The following is a 22,913-nucleotide window of genomic DNA, read 5'->3' on the forward strand; positions in this document are numbered from 1 at the left end:
TGTGGATGGGGCGGGTTACAACAAAGCTCATCTTGTGAAGGAGTGGGCTTATGTTAGCAATATTGAGTTACATTACCTTCCTCCATACAGCCCAAATTTAAACCCGATAGAGCGATTATGGAAGGTCATGAATGAACAGGTTCGAAATAACCGTTATTTCGCTGATAAGCATGAATTTCGAGACAAAGTCTTCAAATTTTTCACCACAACGTTACCTGATATAGCGGACTCGCTGACGTCTAGAATTAACGACCATTTTCAGGTGCTAAAAACTGCATCTTGAAGTTTCTTGGGTATATCAATATAAATTATTTTCTCTTTTCGTCGGAGTTAACATAATTTAAAAAATGAAAGCTCGGCACCGGTTTAAATTATTGCGTAAATATAATATACTATCAGGCATTTTTAATAAAATTAAAACAACCATAAAATATATTTAAAACAGAAATTCAAATGAAACTTTAAAACAATGAAATAATTTACATGCAATTAATTGTTTTTAAATGATTGTATGCAAAAATATATACCAATACTTAGAGCTTTATAATATAGAATCTTTTTTCCAATGATTTAACAATCATAAATCAACTTCAAATAACACATTAATAATTTATTGTTTAATAAAACAATCAGGATATAAACAAAAAAATTAATTCCAAAAACTCAATATTTTTATTATTAAATAAGTATTTATTGAACCTGAAAATTATTTTTAACGAGGATATGTATATGAAAAAAGAGCCAATTAATACATCAAATCCAGACAATATCGAGTTATCTGTTACAAACGAGATAGAAGCCGAAAATTCACCTATCGCGGTGTCCGGCATTGTCTCAGTAACGAACACCTACAACGGTCGACTCGAAGTTTTTGGTGTAAGCACTGATAATGCAGTATGGCGCAATGGACAAACGACACATACAGGCTCTTCCTGGACCGGCTGGACCTCACTCGGTTTAAAAGCGACCAGCAAACCTGCCGTTCACATCAATTCAGACGGTCGATTGGAAGTATTTGTACGTGGTGCCGATAATGCCCTATGGCATAACTGGCAAACCGCCCCCAACGCCGGTTGGTCAGGCTGGCAATCTTTAGGTGGAACGATCACCAGTAACCCTGTGGTATCCGTCAACACCGATAGCCGGCTTGAAGTCTTTGCCCGCGGCGCCGACAACACACTTTGGCATATCTGGCAAACCGCTCCCCACTCCAATCCGTGGTCAAGCTGGTATTCCCTGGGCCAAGTGATTACCAGTAACCCGGCAGTCCATATCAACTCTGATGGTCGGCTTGAGGTTTTTGCCCGCGGAGCCGACAACGCACTCTGGCACATATGGCAAACCGCTCCCCATACCGGTTCTTGGTCAAGCTGGCAGTCATTAGGTGGCACCATCACGAGTGATCCAGTGGTCATCCGCACCGTCGATGGCTGGCTTGAGGTTTTTGTACGCGCCATCGATAATGCACTCTGGCACATCTGGCAACTCGCCCCTTACTCCAATCAGTGGTCTAACTGGGCCTCATTGGGTGGCTCTATCACCAGTGCCCCTACAGTAATAAAGTACTTCGACAATCGGCTTGTCGTCTTTGTACGCGCTACCGATAACGCACTCTGGCACATCTGGAAAAGTGATACCCATTCTGGTCCATGGTCCAACTGGACTTCATTGGGCGGCGTACTTTCCAGCGGCCCAGAAGCCGTGGAAAACTCTAATGGTCAACTTGAGGTCTTTGTACGCGGTGACGACGCACTTTGGCACATCTGGCAAATCGCTCCCGATAAATGGTCTAACTGGACCTCTCTTGGCGGTACCTTAATCGACGCTTCCGTGATCAAATAATCTGGCAGGAGCTAGATTCACACAATATACGCGTAATTTTCTGGCCCGATGCATTAGAGAAAACATTCACTGCTCTGTATCGGGCCAGTAGTACCTAATTTGCTGGAGTTAACCCAATTCTCAACACACAAACCTTGCATTCGCTCAAACTCTCGTATTTTATTGACGACAAACATATAATTTTATCCATCTAAAATAGACACTTAGTTGCATTATCTGGAAAGTAATATCTAACAAAGCAACCACTTGATTATCAGATGTTTCTAATAAAATTAAAATAATCATGATAAAAATATATTTTCAAATATAATAAAAAGGAAACCTTAAAACAGGAAATAATTCATTTATAATTTATCACCTTTGAATAACCGCATGTAAAAACATATATAAGCGCATGAAATTTTATAATTTAACATTACATTTATTTGACACTTTACGGTTCATAAACCAGTATCAAATAGAATATTCATTATTTCTCTAAAGAATAAAAGTAAGAATATTAATTCAAAGAATTAAATATCTTGCTTATTAAATAACTATTTAGTGAATCTCAAAGATTATTACTAAAGAGGATATATATATGCAAGAACAATCTATCAATACATCAAATCCAGATAATACCGAGCTATCTGTTACAGATCAGCTAGCAACCGAAAACTCACCTATCGCGGTATCTGGAACTGTCTCAGTAACTAACACTGCCAACGGGCGGCTCAAGGTTTTCGGTGTGAGTACTGACAATGTAATATTACAGAATGAGCAAACGACACATACAGGTTCCTCCTGGATTGGCTGGTCCTCACTTGGCTTAAAAGTGACTAGCAAACCCGCCGTCCATATCAATTCAGACGGTCGATTAGAAGTATTTGCACGTGGTACCGATAATGCGCTATGGCATAACTGCCAAATTGCTCCTAACGCCGGTTTTTTAGGCTGGCAATCTTTAGGTGGCATGATTACCAGTAACCCCGTGGTATATGTCAACGCCAATAGCCGACTTGAAGTCTTTGCGCGCGGCGCCGATAACACACTCTGGCACATCTGGCAAACCGCTCCCCATTCCGGTCCGTGGTCTAATTGGTGTTCTCTGGGCCAAGTAATCACTAGTAATCCAGCAATCCATATCAACTCCGATGGTCGATTAGAGGTCTTTGCTCGGGGTGCCGATAACGCACTCTGGCATGTCTGGCAAACCACTCCCCATGCCGGGTGGTCTAGCTGGCAATCATTAGGTGGCATCATCACGAGTGATCCAGTGGTCATCCGCACCGTTGATGGTCGGCTTGAGGTCTTTGTGCGTGGTGTCGATAATGCATTCTGGCACATCGGGCAAACCGGCCCCTATTCCAGTCAGTGGTCTAACTGGAGCTCATTGAGTGGTATTATCACCAGCGCCCCTACGGTGGCAAAGAACTGCGACGGCCGGCTTGAAGTCTTTGTGCGCGGCGCAAACAAAGCACTCTCACTCTTCCATATCTGGCAAAATGATACCTATTCCGGTTCATGGTCCAACTGGGCCACATTGGGTACTGGGCTTTCCAGCGGCTCAGAAGTCACGACGAACTCTGATGGTCAGTTTGTAGTCTTTGTTCTCTGCGGCAACACACTCTTCCACATCTGGCAAACCACCTGCAATGCCAATCAGTGGTCTAATTGGGTTTCCCTCGGTAGTATTTTTATCGACGCTTCCGTGATCAAATAATCTGGCAGGAGTCAGCTTCGCACAATACATGCATAATCTTCTGGCCCGATGCATTTAAGGAAAACATTTACTTCGCTGCATCGGACCAGTAGTACCTAATTTGCTGGAGTTAACCCAATAGCCAGATAACAAATTGTGTAAATAACTTTCCAAAATGGTGCTACATCTTATCTACCAACAACCCTATGTATAACAATGAGTTGAAGAAAACCGCGTGTAGCGGAATTATGAAACCTTATTTACTTTAATAATGATCATCAGATATTTTGAACAAAAATAAAATAACCGTAAAAAAACAGACTTAAAATAGAAAATAAATAAAACTTTAAAATAAGAAAATAATTTATATACAATTAATGTTTTTTAGACGCTCGTATTTAAAAATATATATCAACATATAGAGCCACATAATATAAAATCACATTTCTCCGATAACTTAAGAATTATAATTCAACGTCAAATAAAATATTACTGATTCATTTTATGAAGAGAAATATAAGAACGCAATCGAAAGTATTAATGTGAAATCAAACATATTTCTTATTAAATGACTATCTAATGAATTTAAAAAATTATGCCCAAAAAGGATATATATATGAAAAAAGAATCTATTAATACACCAGATCCAGATAATACCGAGTCATCTGTTGCAAACAAAGTAGAAATATCCAACGAAATCTCTTGGACAGCATTACCCGGAGTTATCTCAGCGGCAAACAACGCTGATGGCAGGCTCGAGGTTTTCGGCGTGAGCACCGATAATGCTGTGTGGCACAGTTGGCAAACAGTACCAAATACCGGATCTTCCTGGTCTGGCTGGTACTCACTGAATGAAGGAGCGACCAGCAAACCCGCCGTCTACATTAATTCAGACGGCAGATTGGAAGTATTCGTACGTGGCACAGATAATGCCCTATGGCATAACGGGCAAACCGCCCCCAACGCCAGTTGGTCAGGCTGGCAATCTTTAGGTGGTCAGATCACCAGCAATCCAGTGGTATATATCAACTCCGATGGACGGCTTGAGGTCTTTGCGCGCGGCTCTGATAATGCTCTCTGGCACGTCTGGCAAACCGCTCCCCATGCAGGTCCATGGTCGAACTGGCAGTCACTAAATGGCGTGCTTACCAGTGATCCAGCGGTATATATCAATGCCAGTGGTCTGCTTGAGGTCTTTGCGCGCAGCAACGATTACTCTCTCTGGTACATCAAGCAAACGACTTCTCATACCTACCCCTGGACAAATTGGCAGTCACTGAGTGGTGTGATAACCAGCAATCCGGTGGTAATCAGCAACTCTGACGGCCGGCTTGAGGTTTTTGCACGCGGCTCCGATAACGCTCTCTGGCACATCTGGCAAGTTGCTCCTAATGCAGGTTGGACAAACTGGCAGTCACTGTCCGGTGTCATCACCAGCGACCCAGCAGTACATATCAACGCCGACGGCCGGCTTGAGGTCTTTGCGCGGGGCCCCAATAACGCTCTCTGGCACATCTGGCAGACGATTGCATCTGGTTTATGGTCTGAATGGGCCTCATTGTCTGGTGCGATTACCAGCGCTCCTACGGTGGCGAAGAATGCTGACGGCCGACTTGAAGTTTTTGCACGCGGTGCGGATAACGCCCTCTGGCACATTCAGCAAACTACATCATTATCGTGGTCCGCTTGGGCATCCCTCGGCGGCACCTTAATCGATGTTTCAGCGGTTAAATAATCTCGAAAGATCAGCTTGGTACAAGACTCGCATAACATTCTGGCCGGACGCATTAAGAAAAACATTCACTATTCTGCATCCGGCCAGTAGTACTTCATTTGATAGAGTTAATTCAATACTCGACACACAAACCCTGTATTCACTCGAAATCGTTCCCGTTATTTATGATAAAAATATATTTTTCAAATATAAGAAAAAGGAAACATTAAAACAGGGAAATAATTTATTTATAACTTATTATTTTTGAATGACTGTATGTAAAAATATATACAAGCACAAGAGGTTTTATAATGTAGCATCACATCCACTTAATACTTCACGGACCATCAATCAGCATTAAATAAAGCATTAACTATTTCTTCAAAGAATAAAGAGTAAAAGTGTGAATGTTAATTCATAGAATTAAACATTTTGCTTATTAAATGACTATTTAGTGAATCTAAAAAATCATTTCTAACGAGGATATATATGCAAGAAAAAGCTATTAATATACCAAAGCCAGATAATGCCGAGTTTTCTGTTACAAATGAGCTAATACAGCTAAAAACCGGAAACTCATCTATCGCGATGTCCAGCATTACCTCAGTGACTAACAAACCCGCTGTTTCTCGTAATTTGGATGGTCGATTGGAAGTATTCATGCGCGGTGCTGACAACGCCCTCTGGCACATCTGGCAAACCGCGTCCAATTCCGATTGGTCAAACTGGCAATCTTTAGGGAACACCATTACCAGTAACCCTGCCGTACATGCTAACGCCGATGGTCGCCTTGAAGTCTTTGCCCGCGGTGCTGATAACACGCTCTGGCACATCTGGCAAACCGCGCCCAATTCCAGTTGGTCAGACTGGCAATCTTTAGGGAGCACAATTACCAGTGACCCTGCCGTATATGCTAACGCCGATGGTCGTCTTGAAGTCTTTGCCCGCGGTGCTGATAACACGCTCTGGCACATCTGGCAAACCGCGCCCAATTCCGGCTGGTCAGACTGGCAATCTTTAGGGAACACAATTACCAGTAACCCTGCCGTATATGCTAACGCCGATGGTCGTCTTGAAGTCTTTGCCCGCGGTGCCGATAACGCCCTCTGGCATATCTGGCAAACCGCGCCCAATTCCGGCTGGTCAGACTGGCAATCTTTAGGGAACACAATTACTAGCAACCCTGCCGTATATGCCAACGCCGATGGTCGCCTTGAAGTCTTTGCCCGCGGCACCGATAACGCCCTCTGGCACATCTGGCAAACCGCGCCCAATTCCGGCTGGTCAGACTGGCAATCTTTAAAGAACACAATTACTAGCAACCCTGCCGTATATGCCAACGCCGATGGTCGCCTTGAAGTCTTTGCCCGCGGCGCCGATAACATCCATAACGCCCTCTGGCACATCTGGCAAACCGCGCCCAATTCCGGCTGGTCAGACTACTGGCAATATTTAGGGAACGTACTTACCAGTGACCCTGCCGTATATGCTAACGCCGATGGTCGCCTTGAAGTCTTTGCTCGCGGCTCCGATAAAGCGCTCTGGCACATCTGGCAGAAGGTAGCATCCTGTTCATGGTCTAGTTCATGGTCTGGCTGGACATCCCTTGGGGCACCTTGAGCGACGCTTAAACAATGAAATAATCTGTCAAGCTCAGCTCCGCACAAGACATACATAACTTTTTGGCCTGATGCATTAGAGAAAACATTCACTGTGCTGCATCGGGCCAGTAGTCCCTTATTTGCTGGAATTAACCCAATATTCGACACACAAGCCGGGAATTCACTCAAGTTCGCTCCCGTTATTTATAATAAAAATATATTTTTCAAATATAAGAAAAAAGAAACATTAAAACAGGGAAATAATTTATTTATAACTTATTATTTTTGAATGACTGTATGTAAAAATATATACAAGCACAAGAGGTTTTATAATGTAGCATCGCATCCACTTAATACTTCACGGACTATCAATCAGCATTAAATAAAGCATTAACTATTTCTTCAAAGAATAAAGAGTAAAAGTGTGAATGTTAATTCATAGAATTAAACATTTTGCTTATTAAATGACTATTTAGTGAATCTGAAAAATTATTTCTAACGAGGATATATATGCGCGAAGAATCTATTAATATACCAAAACCAGATAATACCGAGCTACTTGTTACAAATGAGATAGAAATCGAGAATGCAGCAATCGCGTTGTCTGAAATTGTCTCCGTAGTCAACACCACCGACGGTCGGCTCGAAGTTTTCGGTGTGGGCACTGACAATGCCGTGTGGCACAATAGGCAAACAGCACCACACTCAGGCTCTTCTTGGTCCGGATGGGTCTCACTTAATGGCAAAGTGACTAGCAAACCCGTCGTTTATATCAATACAGATGGTCGACTAGAAGTGTTCGCACGTGGCACCGATAATGCGCTCTGGCATATCTGGCAAACCGCCGCCAATGCCGGTTGGTCAAACTGGCAATCTTTAGGGGGTACAATTACTAGTAACCCAGCGGTATATGCCAATACCAATGGCCGGCTCGAAGTCTTTGCGCGTGGCACCGATAATGCACTTTGGCACATCTCACAAACTGCCGCTCATTCCGGTCCGTGGTCGAGTTGGCAATCTTTGAACGGCGTGATCACCAGCAACCCCGCAGTTCATATCAACTCAGACGGCCGGCTTGAGGTCTTTGCACGCGGCACTGATAATGCCCTCTGGCACATCTGGCAAACCGCTCCCGATTCCAACCAGTGGTCAAGTTGGGGTTCACTCAATGGTGTAATCACTAGCGATCCTGTCGTCATCGGCACCGCTGATGGTCGACTTGAAGTCTTTGCGCGTGGCTCCAATAACGCTCTCTACCACATCTGGCAAACCGCTCCCCATTCCGATCCATGGTCCAACTGGGCCTCGTTGAATGGCGTGATCACTAGCGCCCCAGCAGTGGCGAAGAACTCCGATGGCCGGCTTGAAGTTTTTGCACGCGGCACCAATAATGCTCTCTACCACATCTGGCAAACAGTTTCCCATTCCGGTCCGTGGTCTAACTGGGCCTCGTTAAATGGCACGATCACCAGCGCACCAACGGCAGTAGAAGATGCCGATGGTCGACTGGAAGTTTTTGCACGTGGCACTGATAACGCACTCTGGAACATCAGGCAAACCACATCATCGTGGTCCGCTTGGGTATCCCTCAATGGCACCTTAGTCGACGCTTCCGCAATCAAATAATCTGGAATAAATCCAGCTTTGCATAAGACAAATGTCACCTTCTGGCCCGATACGCTAAGGAAAATATTCACTGCGCTTCATCGGGCCAATGGTAAATAAGATTCCAAAATAGTGCTACATCTTATACCACTCATAATTCTATGTATAACAATGGGTTGAAGAAGGCCATGTGTAGCAGAATGATGAAACGTTATTTATACCACCTGAAATGGTAAAAAATCGGCTTGTTGTTATTATAAACGGTAAAATAGATGGCAATGCCTGTATAGTTGTTCCTCTATCAAGCAAATGTGATCAAAATCAATTACAGCGTGGAATGCACGTTGTAAGGGACCTGCGAAGCCTAGCTAACTGCTAGGCTTCCGCCATTTCAGCGCTCTATAATTTCAACAAAGAATTTCCATAAAAAAGCTCTTGGTACATAAGGCTTAGGCTGCTGGCAAAACTGATGACAAAGACCAGTCAACATTGGGAAATTCTTTAAACCACTTCGGCAACGCAGCTTTATCTTTCACACAGAGCCAATTTAACCAGACCAAAATTACAACTAAATTTGCGAATTGCTTCCAGATTTTACTTGTGTAAGTTTAAAGCTTGGTGCGATACCATAACGAAAGAATTGATTCACAAATTTAACTAAGACCACTGCATGATTAATACAGAAACTTTTGACACCCACACGCCCATGATGCAGCAATATCTCCGTCTTAAAGCACAGCATCCTGATATCTTGCTGTTTTACAGAATGGGGGATTTCTATGAACTATTTTATGACGATGCCAAAAAGGCTGCAAAATTGCTGGATATTTCCCTGACCAAACGAGGTCAATCGGCCGGCAATCCTATCCCTATGGCAGGTGTGCCACATCATGCAGTAGAAAACTATTTAGCTAAGCTGGTTCAATTAGGCGAATCAGTCGCTATCTGTGAGCAAATTGGCGATCCTGCCACCAGCAAAGGCCCGGTTGAACGTAAAGTCGTTCGTATCGTTACCCCCGGTACCGTGACAGATGAAGCTTTATTGCAGGAACGGCAAGATAACCTGCTCGCAGCGATTTGGCACGATAATCAAGGATTTGGTTATGCCACACTGGATGTGACGTCTGGCCGCTTCCAAATATCTGAAATGGCAGAGCAGGAAACGATAGCCGCTGAATTGCAACGTAGCCGTCCTGTTGAATTACTCTATCCTGAAAGTTTTGAACATATGGCGCTGATTGAAAATTTTCATGGCCTGCGCCGCCGCCCTTTATGGGAATTTGAACTGGATACAGCAAAGCAGCAACTTAATCTGCAATTTGGTACCCGTGATCTGGTCGGTTTTGGTGTGGAAAAAGCAACACGCGCTCTGCGCGCCGCAGGCTGCCTGTTGCAATACGTCAAAGATACTCAGCGCACAGCGTTGCCTCACATCCGTGGCATCACGGTGGAACGTCAGCAAGATACGGTTATTATGGATGCGGCAACCCGCCGTAATCTGGAGCTGACACAAAACCTGTCTGGCGGTACAGATAATACCCTCGCCTCCGTTCTTGATCTGTGTGTTACCCCAATGGGTAGCCGAATGTTGAAGCGCTGGTTGCATGCGCCTGTCAGGGATCGCCAGATATTGGAGAACCGTCAACAAGCTATTGCTATCTTGCAGGAAATTGGGTTGGAGTTGCAGCCATTTTTGCTACAGGTAGGTGATCTCGAACGTGTGTTAGCACGCTTGGCTCTACGCTCTGCTCGGCCAAGGGATCTGGCAAGAATGCGCCATGCATTCCAGCAATTACCGGATATCCATCAAATTATGGACTCCTCAGATTCCCCCTATATCAAGCAATTGCAGAAAAACATCGGCAGGTTTGATGAATTACAAGAATTGCTTGAAAAAGCGATTGTAGAAACGCCTCCGGTATTGATTCGGGATGGTGGTGTAATCGCACCAGGCTATAACAGCGAGTTGGATGAGTGGCGCACACTGGCTGATGGTGCCAGTAACTATCTGGAACAACTGGAAATTCGTGAACGGGAAAAACTGGGTCTTGATACTCTGAAAGTCGGCTTTAATGGTGTTCATGGCTACTATATTCAAGTCAGCCGAGGGCAGAGCCATCTGGTGCCAATTCATTATGTCCGCCGCCAGACACTGAAAAATGCTGAACGTTATATCATCCCTGAGTTAAAAGAATATGAAGATAAGGTTCTGACTTCGAAAGGCAAATCCCTAGCAATAGAGAAAGCCCTGTATGAAGAATTATTCGACCTATTACTGCCTCATCTGGCCGAATTACAAACCAGTGCCGAAGCATTGGCTGAGCTTGATGTACTGGCAAATCTGGCAGAACGCGCTGAAACCCTGAATTATGTTTGCCCAACATTGAGTGATAAACCGGGAATTCAAATCACCGGTGGCCGTCATCCGGTTGTCGAGCAAGTTCTGAGTGAGCCATTTATCTCAAACCCACTCTCTTTATCTTCACAGCGGCGTCTGCTGATTATTACCGGTCCAAACATGGGCGGTAAAAGTACCTATATGCGTCAGGCAGCACTTATTACACTTCTGGCCTATATCGGTAGCTTTGTACCGGCTGAAAAAGCTGTCATCGGCCCGGTTGATCGTATATTTACCCGTGTAGGCGCTTCCGATGATCTGGCATCCGGCCGTTCAACCTTCATGGTGGAAATGACCGAAACCGCCAATATCTTGCACAATGCGACAGAACAAAGTTTGGTATTGATGGATGAGATTGGTAGAGGGACATCAACCTACGATGGCCTTTCTCTGGCATGGGCATGTGCAGAAAATTTGGCAAACCGCATTAAAGCAATGACTCTGTTTGCCACTCACTATTTCGAGCTGACCACGTTACCGGAAAAACTCGAAGGTGTGGTTAATATTCATCTGGATGCGGTAGAGCATGGAGATACCATCGCCTTTATGCACAGCGTGCAAGAGGGTGCAGCCAGTAAGAGTTATGGGCTGGCCGTTGCTTCCCTCGCTGGCGTTCCCCGTGAAGTGATTAAACGGGCCCGCCAGAAACTTAAAGAGCTGGAATCACTGTCTAACAATGCAACTGCGAGTCATGTGGATACACCGCAACTTGCGTTGTTAACAGAAGAAACCTCACCGGCGGTTGAAGCATTGGAAAATCTCAATCCAGACTCACTGACTCCACGTCAGGCATTGGAATGGATTTATCGGTTGAAAGACATGGTGTAAGAACGTGTTTGACAAAAACCTTTTACAACCTATATACCGCTTTTTGCAATGTGAAACCCCAGATCTGTGGGTAGATAAAGCAAAACAGCCTGAAAATTTACCTGTGCTACTACGGGATCATCTGTTATGTGAACTGAAAGCAGCACAGAGCGCTATGTATTTGATCCGTAAGTATGCTGTGGATCAGCAAAGTGCGGATACACTTCTGGCATGGTTTAAGCCTTATGAAGATTTTGCCTACAAGAAAATGGGCGATCTCAATTCATTAAGAGGTCAAAATCAGGCAACCAAGCAGATCACCGCCAAAGCTAATTCACCCTATAGCCAGGATCTGATTGATAAAATGGTATTGCTGATTAAAGAAGAGTTACATCACTTCTATCAGGTGCTGGAGATCATGGATGCACGCAATATTAGCTATGAAAGTATCAGTGCCAGCCGTTATGCTAAAGGAATGCTTAGCCATATCATCAACCACGAGCCTTATACACTAGTGGATAAACTGATTATCGGCGCCTATATTGAGGCACGCTCCTGTGAGCGTTTTGCCAAACTGGCACCTCATCTTGATGAAGAATTGAGTAAATTTTATATCTCGCTACTTCGCTCTGAAACGCGCCATTACCAAGATTATCTTGCTCTGGCTCAATCTATTGCTAATGAAGATATTACCGAGCGGGTGAACTATTTTGGCCGTGTTGAAGCTGAATTGATTCAAAATCCAGATAGCGATTTTAAATTCCACAGTGGTGTTCCTGTAACTTGAATATAACATTGATTAAAAAAGGTGAGCTTATACTCACCTTTAAACCAATGACGAAGCAATTGAGGTGATTCAAAATTAGGGGCATTAAAATTATTAATCAAGCTATTTGCAATCGATGAAGGTGAGATACATCAATATGCTGTTTTGCCTGCCATAAATCGTAATCCACCTGCATTCCCATCCAAACTTGAGGTGAACTGCCAATAACGGCAGATAATTTCAGTGCCATTTCTGGCGAAACATCAGACTTGCCAACAACCAAGCGTTGCACAGTTGATGGCGCTACACCCAGTGCCTTAGCCAGGCCTCTGGCGCTCAAATTCAGAGCTTCCATAGCCTCTTTAACCAATATTCCGGGATGCGGGGAGTTATACATCATAGCCATTAGTGGTAATCCTCATAGTTCACAATGTAGACATCACCATTATACAACTCAAAGGTAATTCGCCAATTCCCTGTCACAGTAATAGACCACACACCATTCCGGTTTCCTGCAAGTGGGTGTAAGAAAAAGCCAGGGATATCTACATCTTCAATTTTTACAGCTCTATTCAACACCTCAAGACGGGTAGCAATCTTTAGAGCTTGCATGGCATTAATACCGGCTGTAGAACCTGTTTCGAAAAACTTTTTCAACCCTTTATGTTTAAAACTCTTAATCATATCCGTCTGCTGAACGGTGCTGCTCGGTACAATTATCATACTCAATCGCCGCGCAATACGCAACGCTTTTGCAAGTCACAATAAGACTTTAAACCCTCTGTGGTTTGGTACGGGATTACTCTGATAATAAACAGGTGAGGTGAATTTAATCCCAATAGACCAGATATAATGTGGTGTGTTGATATCAGTTATATTTGAACAAAAAAAGATGGAATTACTAATACTACAGCCGTACTTCAGAAGGTCCACTGATCAAAGAGCTTAATTCATGCGGTTTCTCTGAGTCGTGAATATCAGAAGAAACACGGATTTTTGGTTTCTACGGCTGTAGTACTAGCGGGAGTGATGAAATTACTCCTGAAAAAGGAGTCATTATAAGCCTTCGATTAAGATTCACCATCATCCCAGACAGGGTTAGGACAATTTTACCGGGTACTGAAGAACTTGGTAATACCGAGCACTAATACGGACAACAGTTCTTCAGAACCCAAGTAGCTAAACTATATTCAACAACTAGGTACGAAACAACGCTTCAATATTCAAACCCTGGGTTTGCATAATATCTTTCAAGCGTCGCAAACCCTCGACTTGGATCTGACGTACTCTTTCCCTTGTTAAACCAATCTCTTTGCCCACATCTTCCAGAGTTTCAGCCTCATACCCCAAAAGACCAAAGCGACGGGCTAATACTTCACGTTGTTTCGAATTCAACTCAAACAACCATTTGACGATACTCTTCTTCATATCATCTTCCTGCGTTGTTCCCTCCGGCCCTGTTTCATTCTCATCAGATAAAACGTCCAATAATGCTTTATCGGAATCGCTGCTAATCGGTGTATCAACCGAAATGATACGTTCATTTAACCGCAACATACGGCTTACATCATCAACCGATTTATCCAGCTGTTCCGCTATCTCTTCCGGGCTAGGTTCATGATCCAATTTATGGGCAAGTTCCCTTGCTGTACGCAAGTAGACGTTGAGTTCTTTAACAATATGGATCGGCAACCGAATAGTACGAGTTTGATTCATAATCGCCCGTTCAATGGTTTGACGAATCCACCATGTTGCATAGGTGGAAAACCTGAACCCACGCTCCGGGTCAAATTTTTCAACAGCACGGATAAGGCCAAGATTACCTTCTTCAATCAAATCAAGAAGAGCTAAACCTCTGTTACTGTAACGACGGGAAATTTTGACAACCAATCGCAGGTTACTTTCGATCATTCTCTGGCGGGCCAGAACATCACCACGTAATGCCCGCCTTGCAAAAAAAACCTCTTCTTCCGCCGTCAACAAAGGAGAAAAACCAATCTCGCCGAGATAAAGCTGTGTTGCATCAAGAACCCGCTGGTTCGCACCCTGCAATACATCTAAATCCTTCTCAAGATCAGTTAGATCATCCTCATCGTTCTTCAATAATTTCTCATCGAAGTCGTCAGCTTCAATACCACTTTCATCTAAATCCGCATCATCATACAACTCGTTAACTTTCAGCGTATTTTGGCTCATAAGCTGCCCCTACCCATGATAATGCAGGCAGAATTCAGCATTCTGCCCAGTTTATCGCTGCGGAAGATAACGCAGCGGGTTTACGGATTTTCCCTTGTAACGAATTTCAAAGTGTAATCTTACAGAGCTGGTACCCGTGCTACCCATAGTGGCAATTTTTTGCCCCGCCTTAATGTCCTGTTGCTCACGAACCAGCATTGTATCGTTATGAGCATAGGCACTCAGGTAGTCATCGTTATGTTTTATAATTATCAGATTTCCATATCCACGTAAGGCGCCTCCGGCGTAGACAACTCGACCACCTGCTGTTGCGAATACTGACTGACCACTGCTACCAGCAATATCAATCCCTTTGTTACCCCCTTGGGTATCAGAGAAATTTTCAATCACTTTGCCTTCAGCTGGCCACATCCAACTGCTGACAGCACTGTTTCCACTGCTTGCGGTTGTCGTCGGTGATTTTACATACGTATTGTTTACGGTTGACGTAGTTGCTTGTGGCAACATTTTTACACTTTTCTGTTTTCCGGAATTTGCAGGATACGCATTAGTTGATTGAGAATCAACCAGCGTTGTTTGAATTTGATTATGGCTATAAGTGGTTAACATCCCGCTACTACCGGTCCTCAAAGTCTGCCCCACCGTCAGACTGTAAGGTTCTGAAATATTATTTTTGCTCGCAAGATCACGAAAATCACTGCCGGTGATCCAGGCAACATAAAACAGAGTATCACCGTGCTTGACTGTATAAGTGCTGCCGTTATAGCTGCCTTTAGGAATACTGTCATAATCACGGTTATAAACAATTCTCCCCTGCAAATTGCTATCAGCCGCACTCATTGACGAAGGTGAAGATGGCATTGGCGTAGATACAGCAGAATTGCCGGAAGATATTACCGGATAACGACTCCCGCTGCTTTGTTTTTGATCAATACTAGTGATAGGTGCAGGGCGAGTTGGCGTATTTGTACAACCGACTAACCAGATTCCCATCAATGAACAAATTACAATCCGCTGTATTTTCTTCATTGGGCTTCCCGAATTCATACTTTCTTCCCCCATAACGGCAAATAATAAGCGTAAAAATCAATAACTCTTAAAGGTTATACATAACCACAAAAATTTCCAAACGAAAATAATTTAGCTTATTAAAGCGCATATAACCATTAATTGAAAAATAGTTGCAATAGACTATGAACTTAAGCCAGTTCCCCTTGCACAAGAGGCACAAAACGTACAGCTTCGATCACTTCACTATGAAAACCATTGCCATGACGTTTCACGGATTTAAGAATTTGTGTATGCTCACCAACGGGCAAAACCATCACTCCACCATCAGCAAGCTGAAGCATCAATTCTTTTGGGATATACGGAGGCGCTGCGGTCACAATAATAGCATCAAATAACCCACGCGACGGCCATCCTTGCCAACCATCCCCATGACGGGTTGAAACATTATGCAAATCAAGCTGTTTCAATCTGCGTTTAGCCTGCCACTGTAAGCCCTTAATCCGTTCTACCGAGAAAACATGTTTGACCAAATACGCTAATATTGCCGTCTGATAACCAGAACCAGTACCAATTTCCAAAACCTTAGCATCTGGTGTTAACTGAAGCAGTTCAGTCATACGGGCAACAATATAAGGCTGAGAAATCGTTTGCCCATAACCAATAGGCAAAGCCGTATTTTCATACGCTTTATGTGCCAGTGCTTCATCGACAAAACGTTCTCTGGGCACGGCGGAAATGGCGGCCAGTAAACACTCATCTTCTATTCCCTGCTGGCGTAATTGTGTCAGCAAATTTTTCATTGCCCGACTCAGCATTCTCCATCAACCTCAGCTTTAGCTAACCAATCCCTGACTAACGCCTGCGCTTTATACGCAGTCAGATCGACCTGTAATGGCGTAATAGAGACATATCCCTGTTCCACCGCTGCAAAATCTGTTTCAGGGCCAGCATCATGTTTATCTCCCGGTGGCCCCAACCAGTAAAGCATGTTGCCTTTCGGATCTTGCATAGAATAAACTTCTTCCGCAGCATGACGGCTACCACAACGTGTCACCCGAAAACCTTTAATGTGCTCAAGTGGCAGATCAGGGACATTCACATTTAAAATATTACCCGCCTTCAAAGGCGTTGTTTGTAGCATTTGTAGCAAACGACATGTGATTTTTGCCGCTGTTTCGTAATGCAATTCGCCATCAAGTGAAATGGCCAATGCCGGTAACCCCAGATGGCGGCCTTCCATTGCAGCCGCAACCGTACCGGAATAAATCACATCATCCCCAAGGTTAGGGCCACGATTAATACCAGAAACAACAATTTCAGGGCGCGGAAGCACCAGCCGATTAACACCGAGATAAACACAATCTGTTGGTGTGCCGCCCAATACCGAAATGTCACCATTCTCCAGCGTATTAACACTTAATGAACGATCAAGGGTCAATGCATTAGATGCACCGCTCCGATTACGATCAGGTGCCACAACTTGCACATGATAACTTTCGCACAATGCAGCCGCCAGAACCTGAATCCCTGGAGCGGTCACACCATCATCATTACTCAACAATATTCGTAACATTATTTTGATCCTGATTGATTATTTCCCTGACCACACTGGTAGCAAAACTGCCGGCAGGCAACCAGAAACTGATCTTTACCGTGTCATTGTCTTGCCATTCCCAACACAGATCCCGAGGCCGAACCAGAATAGCCCTACGGGTGCAATCCACTCTTTCCCGTTTGATAAGTTCCCACAATGATTCATAAGGCTGTAAATATTGCCGTTCAAAATCCGCAGATTGATGCAGTGTTCCCAATTCACCACTGCCAGGCAGTGGCGCGGTTATCTGTAGCTCTCCGTCGGTGACCCGCTGCTGCAATAAAGGCAACTCGGCTTCGTCAGCAACAAACCAACTACCACGCCCCGTTAATTGTAAGGCGTCACCATTAATGACCTGCTGCTGCCCAAGAGCAATCCGCTCACTCGCCACCGTATTAAACATAGCACTGCGACTGGCTGAAAGATAAAAGCTGCGTTTATTTCTCTCTTTTACTCGGATTTCATTATTTGCCCAACGCTGTGCTTGAATCAGATTCTGCCCATCCCGACCAAAACGCTGTTCACCAAAATAGTTAGGCACGCCACCTTGCTGAATCAGCCGTAATCTGTTTTCAACCAATTGATGATGACTAATTTCCCTCAAAATCAGCGTAAATGAATTTCCTTTCAATGCACCAATGCGCAGTTTACGTTTCTGACGAGCTGTCGTCAGAACTTCACATCCCTCAAGCTGAAACGAGGCAAAATCAGGATCCTGTTTGCCCGGTAAGTGCAAACAAAACCACTGTTCCGTCACTGCATTACGGTCTTTTAAACCGGCATAACTGACCGATCTAGACGGTATACCCGTGAAACGAGCAAGGTTATCTGCAACAAATTGGGTATTACAACCCGTCTTACGAATATGCACCATTAAGTGCTCACCTTCTCCATCAGGAGAAAATCCCAAATCTTCATAGACAATAAAATCTTCCGGAGAGACCTTTAATATCCCCGTCGCTTCTGGTTGCCCATACAGCCAATTTAATTCAGCCAATACCATCAATTATTCCTTAACCAGCAAAGCAACCGCTTCGCAAGCAATACCTTCTTTACGCCCAACAAATCCCAATTTTTCGGTGGTTGTGGCTTTAACATTAATATCATCAATGTGACATTGCAGATCTTCCGCCAGATTGACTCTCATTTGTGGGATATGCGGCAACATTTTGGGTGCTTGAGCGATAATCGTAATATCCAGATTACCAATCCGATAACCCTTTTCTCTGATACGCGAATAGGCTTCGCGCAATAATTTACGGCTATCCACGCCTTTAAACGCCGGATCAGTATCTGGGAATAATTTCCCGATATCGCCCAATGCCGCAGCACCTAACAAAGCATCAGTTGCCGCATGGAGAGCAACATCACCATCGGAATGCGCCAACAGCCCTTGTTCATAAGGAATACAAACACCACCGATAATAATCGGTCCTTCACCACCAAATTTATGTACATCGAAACCGTGTCCGATCCTCATGATGTCTGTTCCTTTATTTTCTAGACAGATAAAATTCGGCCAATGCCAAATCTTCAGGACGTGTGACTTTTATATTGTCCGAACGCCCGTTAACCAACACCGGTTGATAGCCACAATATTCCAGTGCAGAAGCTTCATCTGTGATATTAGCGTGTTGCGAAAGCGCTTTTGACAAACAATCCCTTAGTAACATCAATGGAAAAAACTGCGGTGTCAGTGCATGCCAGAGATCTTGACGCTCTACCGTATGGTCAATAACCTGACCAACACGTCCACGCTTCATCGTATCGCTGACCGGAGATGCCAGAATACCACCACATGCCATATTTCCCTGTTCATCTGCTTCTGCCAATTGTAGCAAACGTTCAAGATCGTCATGGTGTAAGCAAGGGCGAGCTGCATCATGCACTAAAACCCAACAATTATCATTGCCAGTCAAATGAGCCAGATGATTTAAACCAGCCAACACAGAATTGGCTCGCTGTTCACCACCAACTACCGTAGTCATGCGCGAATCGGATGCAACCTCAAGGGATTGAAACTGTGTATCAGCCGGATTTAAAACAACCACAACGCGTTGAATGCGGGGATGATCAAGTAATGCAGTTAGAGTGTGTTCAATAACAGTTTTTCCGGCAATAGACAAATATTGCTTTGGGCAATCCGAATTCATTCGGCTACCAATGCCCGCCGCGGGTACCAAAGCAATAATATCAGCACAGGAATGAAGTAATAGATTGTTCATCTTAATTATTGAGTATTATTTGGGATCGAGGGATGCGAAGTGTTTTCTTTAGATTTATCAATGATTAAACGATAGAAAGTTTCACCCGGTTTGATCATACCCAGCTCACTACGGGATCGCTCTTCGATGGCTTCCTGTCCGCCAGTAAGATCGTCAATTTCCGCCGATAACTGATCGTTACGCACTTTAAGTTTGCTGTTTTTGCTCTCTTCCATAGCAACATCATTCTTAACCCGTACATAATCATGAATACCATTTTTACCAAGCCACAGTGAATACTGTAACCATCCGAGTAAAACCACTAATAGTAGCGTCAGCTTACCCATTTCCGCCCCCTGAAATATCCGTCAATCATCCCATAACTCAAAGAGCGACGCTACTATCACAAAACAGGATGGGGGAAAAATAGTTGAGAGTAAAGTTATGACATAAGCACATCACCGAAGATTCAATAATGTGCTTATGTTGATGTTATACGCCATTAACCCCTGAACGTATAATGCCGTTCTTTTTCAACTCCACCAGCAACTGCTCCACTGATACTTCAATAGGTTGTTGGCCTGAAAGATAAATTTCCGGGTTATCGGGAATCTCATAGGCTGAATCAATCCCTGTGAAATGACGGATTTCACCCGCACGGGCTTTTTTGTACAATCCCTTAGGATCACGGGATTCGCAAATTTCCAATGGTGTATCGACAAAAACTTCAATAAATTGCCCCGGTTCCAGCAATTCACGCACCTTTTTCCGCTCCGCTTTATGAGGGGAGATAAAAGCCGTCAGCACGACTAAACCCGCATCGACCATCAAACTGGCAACTTCACCCACACGGCGAATATTCTCCTGCCTATCCTGTTCAGAGAAACCCAAATCACGACAAAGGCCATGACGCAAGTTATCGCCATCAAGCAAATAAGTTTTTATTCCCCGTTGAAACAGGGCCTGCTCTAAGACCCCGGCCACAGTGGATTTCCCTGAACCCGATAAACCAGTGAACCAAATAACCAATGCAGGATGTCCATTTTCAACCTCCCGCTGCGTTCTGGTCAGTTGATATGGATGCCAGACAACATTTTCTGATGCCAAATTTTCGATGTCAGACAATTTATTTACCTCCCAGTAAATCTCTGGCTCCCCAATGAGGGAAATGACGACGAATCAACCGATTCAATTCCAGTTCAAATTCGCTGAATTCTTTTGGCCCTTCATAAACATCTGTCTGAATTTCACGCACCAAACCAGCACCAACCGTGACATTAGTCAGCCGATCAATAAAGATAATGCCGCCAGTGTCACTATTTTGCTGATAACTATCGAGCATTAATGGCTCTTCAAAAGAAAACTCCACTGATCCGATGGCATTCAATGGTAAATCAACAGCCACCCGTTGTGTCAGGTTCGTAATATCCACCTGATACTGGATATTCTCAACTTTCCCACGGCTCTTTTTACCCGCCACTTTGATATCAAGATTTTGTCCTTGCACCAAAGGCTGTTCAGACATCCACACGACATCCACCAACGCATGCCGGGTAACCGTCATCTCATCATCAGCAGAAATCAGGAGATCGCCCCGGCTGATATCAATTTCATCTTTCAGCACCACGGTAATTGCTTCACCAGGGACAGCAAAATCCAAATCACCATCAAAAGTCACGATCCGCTCTACTTGCGAGGTGACACCAGATGGCATGACTTTAATCCTCTGCCCTTTGCGTAAAATCCCAGATGAAAGTGTACCGCTGTAACCACGAAAATCGAGATCAGGCCGACTGACATACTGTACCGGGAAGCGCAGTAACTGCTTCGAAGCCTCTTTCTTTACATCTGCGGTTTCAAGAATATCCAACAACGCTGGCCCTTCATACCAGACCATATTGGTACTTCTGGTGACAATGTTATCGCCATCAAGTGCAGAGATCGGAACAAAATAAATTTTCAAATCTGTCGGCAACTGCGCGGCAAAGTTCAAATAATCTTGTTTGATCAGGTCAAAAACCTCCTGCCTGTATTCCATCAGATCCATTTTATTCACCGCAACCACCAAGTGGCGGATCCCCAGCAAGGTACTGATAAAACTGTGACGACGGGTCTGCTCCTGAACACCTTTACGGGCATCAATCAACAGAATCGAAAGATCACAGGTCGATGCACCTGTCGCCATATTGCGGGTGTATTGTTCATGTCCCGGCGTGTCGGCAATAATAAATTTGCGTTTTTCGGTGGAAAAGTAGCGATAAGCGACATCAATGGTGATGCCCTGTTCGCGCTCCGCGGCGAGACCATCCACCAGCAAAGCCAAATCCAATTTTTCACCCTGAGTACCGATTCGTTTACTGTCATTCTGCAAGGTTGAAAGCTGATCTTCGTAGATCTGACGGGTATCATGTAACAGACGGCCAATCAGGGTACTTTTGCCATCATCCACGCTGCCACAAGTCAGGAAACGCAACAATCCCTTATCCTGTTGAGCGCGCAGATAGGCTTCCACACCACCCTGTTGTTTAATTTGATCAGCAATAGCTTCATTTTGCGCAAGTGCGGACATGGTTGTTCTCCTTAGAAATAACCCTGACGTTTTTTCAATTCCATAGAAGCAGATTGATCACTGTCAATCAGCCGTCCTTGCCGCTCACTTGTCGTGGATATCAGCATCTCTTCAATAATTTCCGGCAATGTTTCAGCATCAGATTTCACGGCCCCCGTCAGCGGCCAGCAACCAAGAGTACGAAAACGAACTTTGCGCTGACTGATAACTTCGCCGGGTTTCAAATTGATCCGGTCGTCATCAACCATAATCAACGTGCCATCACGCTCTATTACCGGACGCGGTTTAGCAAAATAGAGAGGAACGATATCAATTTGTTCCAGATAGATATATTGCCAAACATCCAGTTCAGTCCAGTTGGAAAGTGGGAATACGCGGATGCTTTCACCTTTGTTAATCTGACCGTTGTAATTGCGCCACAATTCAGGACGCTGGTTTTTAGGATCCCAGCGATGTGAGCGATCACGGAAGGAATAAATACGCTCTTTGGCACGTGATTTTTCTTCATCGCGCCGGGCACCACCAAAAGCCGCATCAAAACCATATTTATCCAGTGCCTGTTTTAACCCTTCCGTTTTCATGATGTCAGTATGTTTGGCGCTACCATGCACAAATGGATTGATTCCCATTGCTTCCCCTTGCGGGTTGCGATACACCAATAATTCAAAGCCGTAATTCTTCGCGGTACGATCACGAAACTCATACATTTCGCGGAATTTCCAGCCCGTATCCACGTGCAGCAAAGGAAATGGTAAGGTTCCCGGATAGAACGCCTTGCGTGCAAGATGAAGCATGACCGAAGAATCTTTACCAATAGAGTAAAGCATCACTGGGTTTTCAAACTCTGCGGCCACTTCTCGTATAATATGGATACTTTCAGCTTCAAGTTGCTGCAAGTGTGTCAATCTTTTCTCGTCCATTACCA

General features: G+C 44.3%; 21 protein-coding genes and 1 pseudogene. 9 read left to right on the forward strand and 13 right to left on the reverse strand.

Annotated elements, in window-relative coordinates; genetic code table 11:
- From D3222_RS19135 to miaE, 9 genes and pseudogenes are all read left to right on the forward strand, one after another.
- On the forward strand, positions 1-283 hold a 283-nt coding region (locus tag D3222_RS19135), incomplete at its 5' end, for a transposase (protein WP_198672859.1).
- Between the two features lie 722 nt (positions 284-1,005).
- Positions 1,006-1,842, forward strand: a complete 837-nt coding sequence (locus tag D3222_RS19140; protein ID WP_339367473.1) for a hypothetical protein — start codon at positions 1,006-1,008, stop codon at positions 1,840-1,842.
- A 580-nt stretch (positions 1,843-2,422) separates the two neighbouring features.
- Entirely contained in the window at positions 2,423-3,544 is a 1,122-nt protein-coding gene (locus D3222_RS19145) for a hypothetical protein (RefSeq protein ID WP_118987566.1), read from the forward strand.
- Positions 3,545-4,139: 595 nt separating this feature from the next.
- A complete protein-coding gene (locus D3222_RS19150; protein WP_118987567.1) occupies positions 4,140-5,258 on the forward strand; it encodes a hypothetical protein in 1,119 nt (372 codons plus the stop codon).
- Between the two features lie 468 nt (positions 5,259-5,726).
- The gene (locus D3222_RS19160) at positions 5,727-6,857 is read left to right on the forward strand and encodes a hypothetical protein (protein WP_118987569.1); all 1,131 of its coding nucleotides are present in this window, start codon (positions 5,727-5,729) and stop codon (positions 6,855-6,857) included.
- Positions 6,858-7,348: 491 nt separating this feature from the next.
- The gene (locus D3222_RS19165; RefSeq protein WP_118987570.1) at positions 7,349-8,464 is read left to right on the forward strand and encodes a DUF346 domain-containing protein; all 1,116 of its coding nucleotides are present in this window, start codon (positions 7,349-7,351) and stop codon (positions 8,462-8,464) included.
- A 208-nt stretch (positions 8,465-8,672) separates the two neighbouring features.
- A pseudogene (locus tag D3222_RS19170) lies at positions 8,673-8,789 on the forward strand (type II toxin-antitoxin system PemK/MazF family toxin); the annotation flags it as partial.
- Positions 8,790-9,113: 324 nt separating this feature from the next.
- Positions 9,114-11,669 (forward strand): DNA mismatch repair protein MutS, encoded by a 2,556-nt coding sequence (mutS, locus tag D3222_RS19175; protein WP_118987572.1) that lies wholly within the window; start codon positions 9,114-9,116, stop codon positions 11,667-11,669.
- Between the two features lie 4 nt (positions 11,670-11,673).
- Positions 11,674-12,435 (forward strand): tRNA isopentenyl-2-thiomethyl-A-37 hydroxylase MiaE, encoded by a 762-nt coding sequence (gene miaE, locus D3222_RS19180; RefSeq protein WP_118987573.1) that lies wholly within the window; start codon positions 11,674-11,676, stop codon positions 12,433-12,435.
- Positions 12,436-12,532: 97 nt separating this feature from the next.
- On the opposite strand, the gene D3222_RS19185 is transcribed toward miaE, so the two are convergent.
- The 13 genes from D3222_RS19185 to cysD all read right to left on the reverse strand — a co-directional run bounded on the left by D3222_RS19185 (position 12,533) and on the right by cysD (position 22,908).
- Positions 12,533-12,820, reverse strand: a complete 288-nt coding sequence (locus D3222_RS19185; protein ID WP_118987574.1) for a HigA family addiction module antitoxin — start codon at positions 12,818-12,820, stop codon at positions 12,533-12,535.
- On the reverse strand, positions 12,820-13,098 hold the full coding sequence (locus D3222_RS19190; RefSeq protein ID WP_118987596.1) for a type II toxin-antitoxin system RelE/ParE family toxin: 279 nt from the start codon (positions 13,096-13,098) through the stop codon (positions 12,820-12,822). Before D3222_RS19190 ends, D3222_RS19185 begins: the two co-directional genes overlap by 1 nt.
- Before the next feature lie 513 nt (positions 13,099-13,611).
- Positions 13,612-14,610: an RNA polymerase sigma factor RpoS gene (gene rpoS / locus D3222_RS19195; protein WP_118987575.1), complete on the reverse strand. Its 999-nt coding sequence runs from the start codon at positions 14,608-14,610 to the stop codon at positions 13,612-13,614.
- A 51-nt stretch (positions 14,611-14,661) separates the two neighbouring features.
- Positions 14,662-15,639 (reverse strand): murein hydrolase activator NlpD, encoded by a 978-nt coding sequence (nlpD, locus tag D3222_RS19200; protein WP_198672872.1) that lies wholly within the window; start codon positions 15,637-15,639, stop codon positions 14,662-14,664.
- A gap of 170 nt (positions 15,640-15,809) precedes the next feature.
- Positions 15,810-16,436 (reverse strand): protein-L-isoaspartate(D-aspartate) O-methyltransferase, encoded by a 627-nt coding sequence (locus tag D3222_RS19205; RefSeq protein ID WP_118987577.1) that lies wholly within the window; start codon positions 16,434-16,436, stop codon positions 15,810-15,812.
- The gene (gene surE / locus D3222_RS19210; RefSeq protein ID WP_118987578.1) at positions 16,430-17,194 is read right to left on the reverse strand and encodes a 5'/3'-nucleotidase SurE; all 765 of its coding nucleotides are present in this window, start codon (positions 17,192-17,194) and stop codon (positions 16,430-16,432) included. Before surE ends, D3222_RS19205 begins: the two co-directional genes overlap by 7 nt.
- A complete protein-coding gene (gene truD, locus D3222_RS19215) occupies positions 17,172-18,218 on the reverse strand; it encodes a tRNA pseudouridine(13) synthase TruD (RefSeq protein ID WP_118987579.1) in 1,047 nt (348 codons plus the stop codon). The genes surE and truD overlap by 23 nt, the downstream gene beginning before the upstream one ends.
- 3 nt (positions 18,219-18,221) lie before the next feature.
- Positions 18,222-18,695: a 2-C-methyl-D-erythritol 2,4-cyclodiphosphate synthase gene (gene ispF, locus D3222_RS19220; RefSeq protein WP_118987580.1), complete on the reverse strand. Its 474-nt coding sequence runs from the start codon at positions 18,693-18,695 to the stop codon at positions 18,222-18,224.
- 13 nt (positions 18,696-18,708) lie between these two features.
- Entirely contained in the window at positions 18,709-19,440 is a 732-nt protein-coding gene (ispD, locus tag D3222_RS19225; protein ID WP_118987581.1) for a 2-C-methyl-D-erythritol 4-phosphate cytidylyltransferase, read from the reverse strand.
- A 5-nt stretch (positions 19,441-19,445) separates the two neighbouring features.
- Entirely contained in the window at positions 19,446-19,766 is a 321-nt protein-coding gene (gene ftsB, locus D3222_RS19230) for a cell division protein FtsB (RefSeq protein WP_118987582.1), read from the reverse strand.
- A 145-nt stretch (positions 19,767-19,911) separates the two neighbouring features.
- On the reverse strand, positions 19,912-20,544 hold the full coding sequence (gene cysC / locus D3222_RS19235) for an adenylyl-sulfate kinase (RefSeq protein WP_118987583.1): 633 nt from the start codon (positions 20,542-20,544) through the stop codon (positions 19,912-19,914).
- Between the two features lies 1 nt (position 20,545).
- Positions 20,546-21,988: a sulfate adenylyltransferase subunit CysN gene (gene cysN, locus D3222_RS19240; RefSeq protein WP_118987584.1), complete on the reverse strand. Its 1,443-nt coding sequence runs from the start codon at positions 21,986-21,988 to the stop codon at positions 20,546-20,548.
- An 11-nt stretch (positions 21,989-21,999) separates the two neighbouring features.
- A complete protein-coding gene (cysD, locus tag D3222_RS19245; RefSeq protein ID WP_036849628.1) occupies positions 22,000-22,908 on the reverse strand; it encodes a sulfate adenylyltransferase subunit CysD in 909 nt (302 codons plus the stop codon).
- Positions 22,909-22,913 lie beyond the last annotated feature (5 nt).

The organism is Photorhabdus sp. CRCIA-P01 (assembly GCF_003545805.1).
GTDB classification, from domain to species: domain Bacteria; phylum Pseudomonadota; class Gammaproteobacteria; order Enterobacterales; family Enterobacteriaceae; genus Photorhabdus; species Photorhabdus antumapuensis.

Coding starts and splice junctions, on each gene's coding strand:
- D3222_RS19185 (WP_118987574.1), bottom strand. CDS start 12,820: ATGGCTATGATGTATAACTCCCCGCATCCCGGAATATTGGTTAAAGAG.
- ispD (WP_118987581.1), bottom strand. CDS start 19,440: ATGAACAATCTATTACTTCATTCCTGTGCTGATATTATTGCTTTGGTA.
- rpoS (WP_118987575.1), bottom strand. CDS start 14,610: ATGAGCCAAAATACGCTGAAAGTTAACGAGTTGTATGATGATGCGGAT.
- nlpD (WP_198672872.1), bottom strand. CDS start 15,639: ATGAAGAAAATACAGCGGATTGTAATTTGTTCATTGATGGGAATCTGG.
- D3222_RS19205 (WP_118987577.1), bottom strand. CDS start 16,436: ATGCTGAGTCGGGCAATGAAAAATTTGCTGACACAATTACGCCAGCAG.
- ispF (WP_118987580.1), bottom strand. CDS start 18,695: ATGAGGATCGGACACGGTTTCGATGTACATAAATTTGGTGGTGAAGGA.
- cysN (WP_118987584.1), bottom strand. CDS start 21,988: ATGTCCGCACTTGCGCAAAATGAAGCTATTGCTGATCAAATTAAACAA.
- D3222_RS19160 (WP_118987569.1), top strand. CDS start 5,727: ATGCAAGAAAAAGCTATTAATATACCAAAGCCAGATAATGCCGAGTTT.
- truD (WP_118987579.1), bottom strand. CDS start 18,218: ATGGTATTGGCTGAATTAAATTGGCTGTATGGGCAACCAGAAGCGACG.
- D3222_RS19150 (WP_118987567.1), top strand. CDS start 4,140: ATGAAAAAAGAATCTATTAATACACCAGATCCAGATAATACCGAGTCA.
- surE (WP_118987578.1), bottom strand. CDS start 17,194: ATGTTACGAATATTGTTGAGTAATGATGATGGTGTGACCGCTCCAGGG.
- ftsB (WP_118987582.1), bottom strand. CDS start 19,766: ATGGGTAAGCTGACGCTACTATTAGTGGTTTTACTCGGATGGTTACAG.
- mutS (WP_118987572.1), top strand. CDS start 9,114: ATGATTAATACAGAAACTTTTGACACCCACACGCCCATGATGCAGCAA.
- D3222_RS19145 (WP_118987566.1), top strand. CDS start 2,423: ATGCAAGAACAATCTATCAATACATCAAATCCAGATAATACCGAGCTA.
- cysD (WP_036849628.1), bottom strand. CDS start 22,908: ATGGACGAGAAAAGATTGACACACTTGCAGCAACTTGAAGCTGAAAGT.
- D3222_RS19190 (WP_118987596.1), bottom strand. CDS start 13,098: ATGATTAAGAGTTTTAAACATAAAGGGTTGAAAAAGTTTTTCGAAACA.
- D3222_RS19165 (WP_118987570.1), top strand. CDS start 7,349: ATGCGCGAAGAATCTATTAATATACCAAAACCAGATAATACCGAGCTA.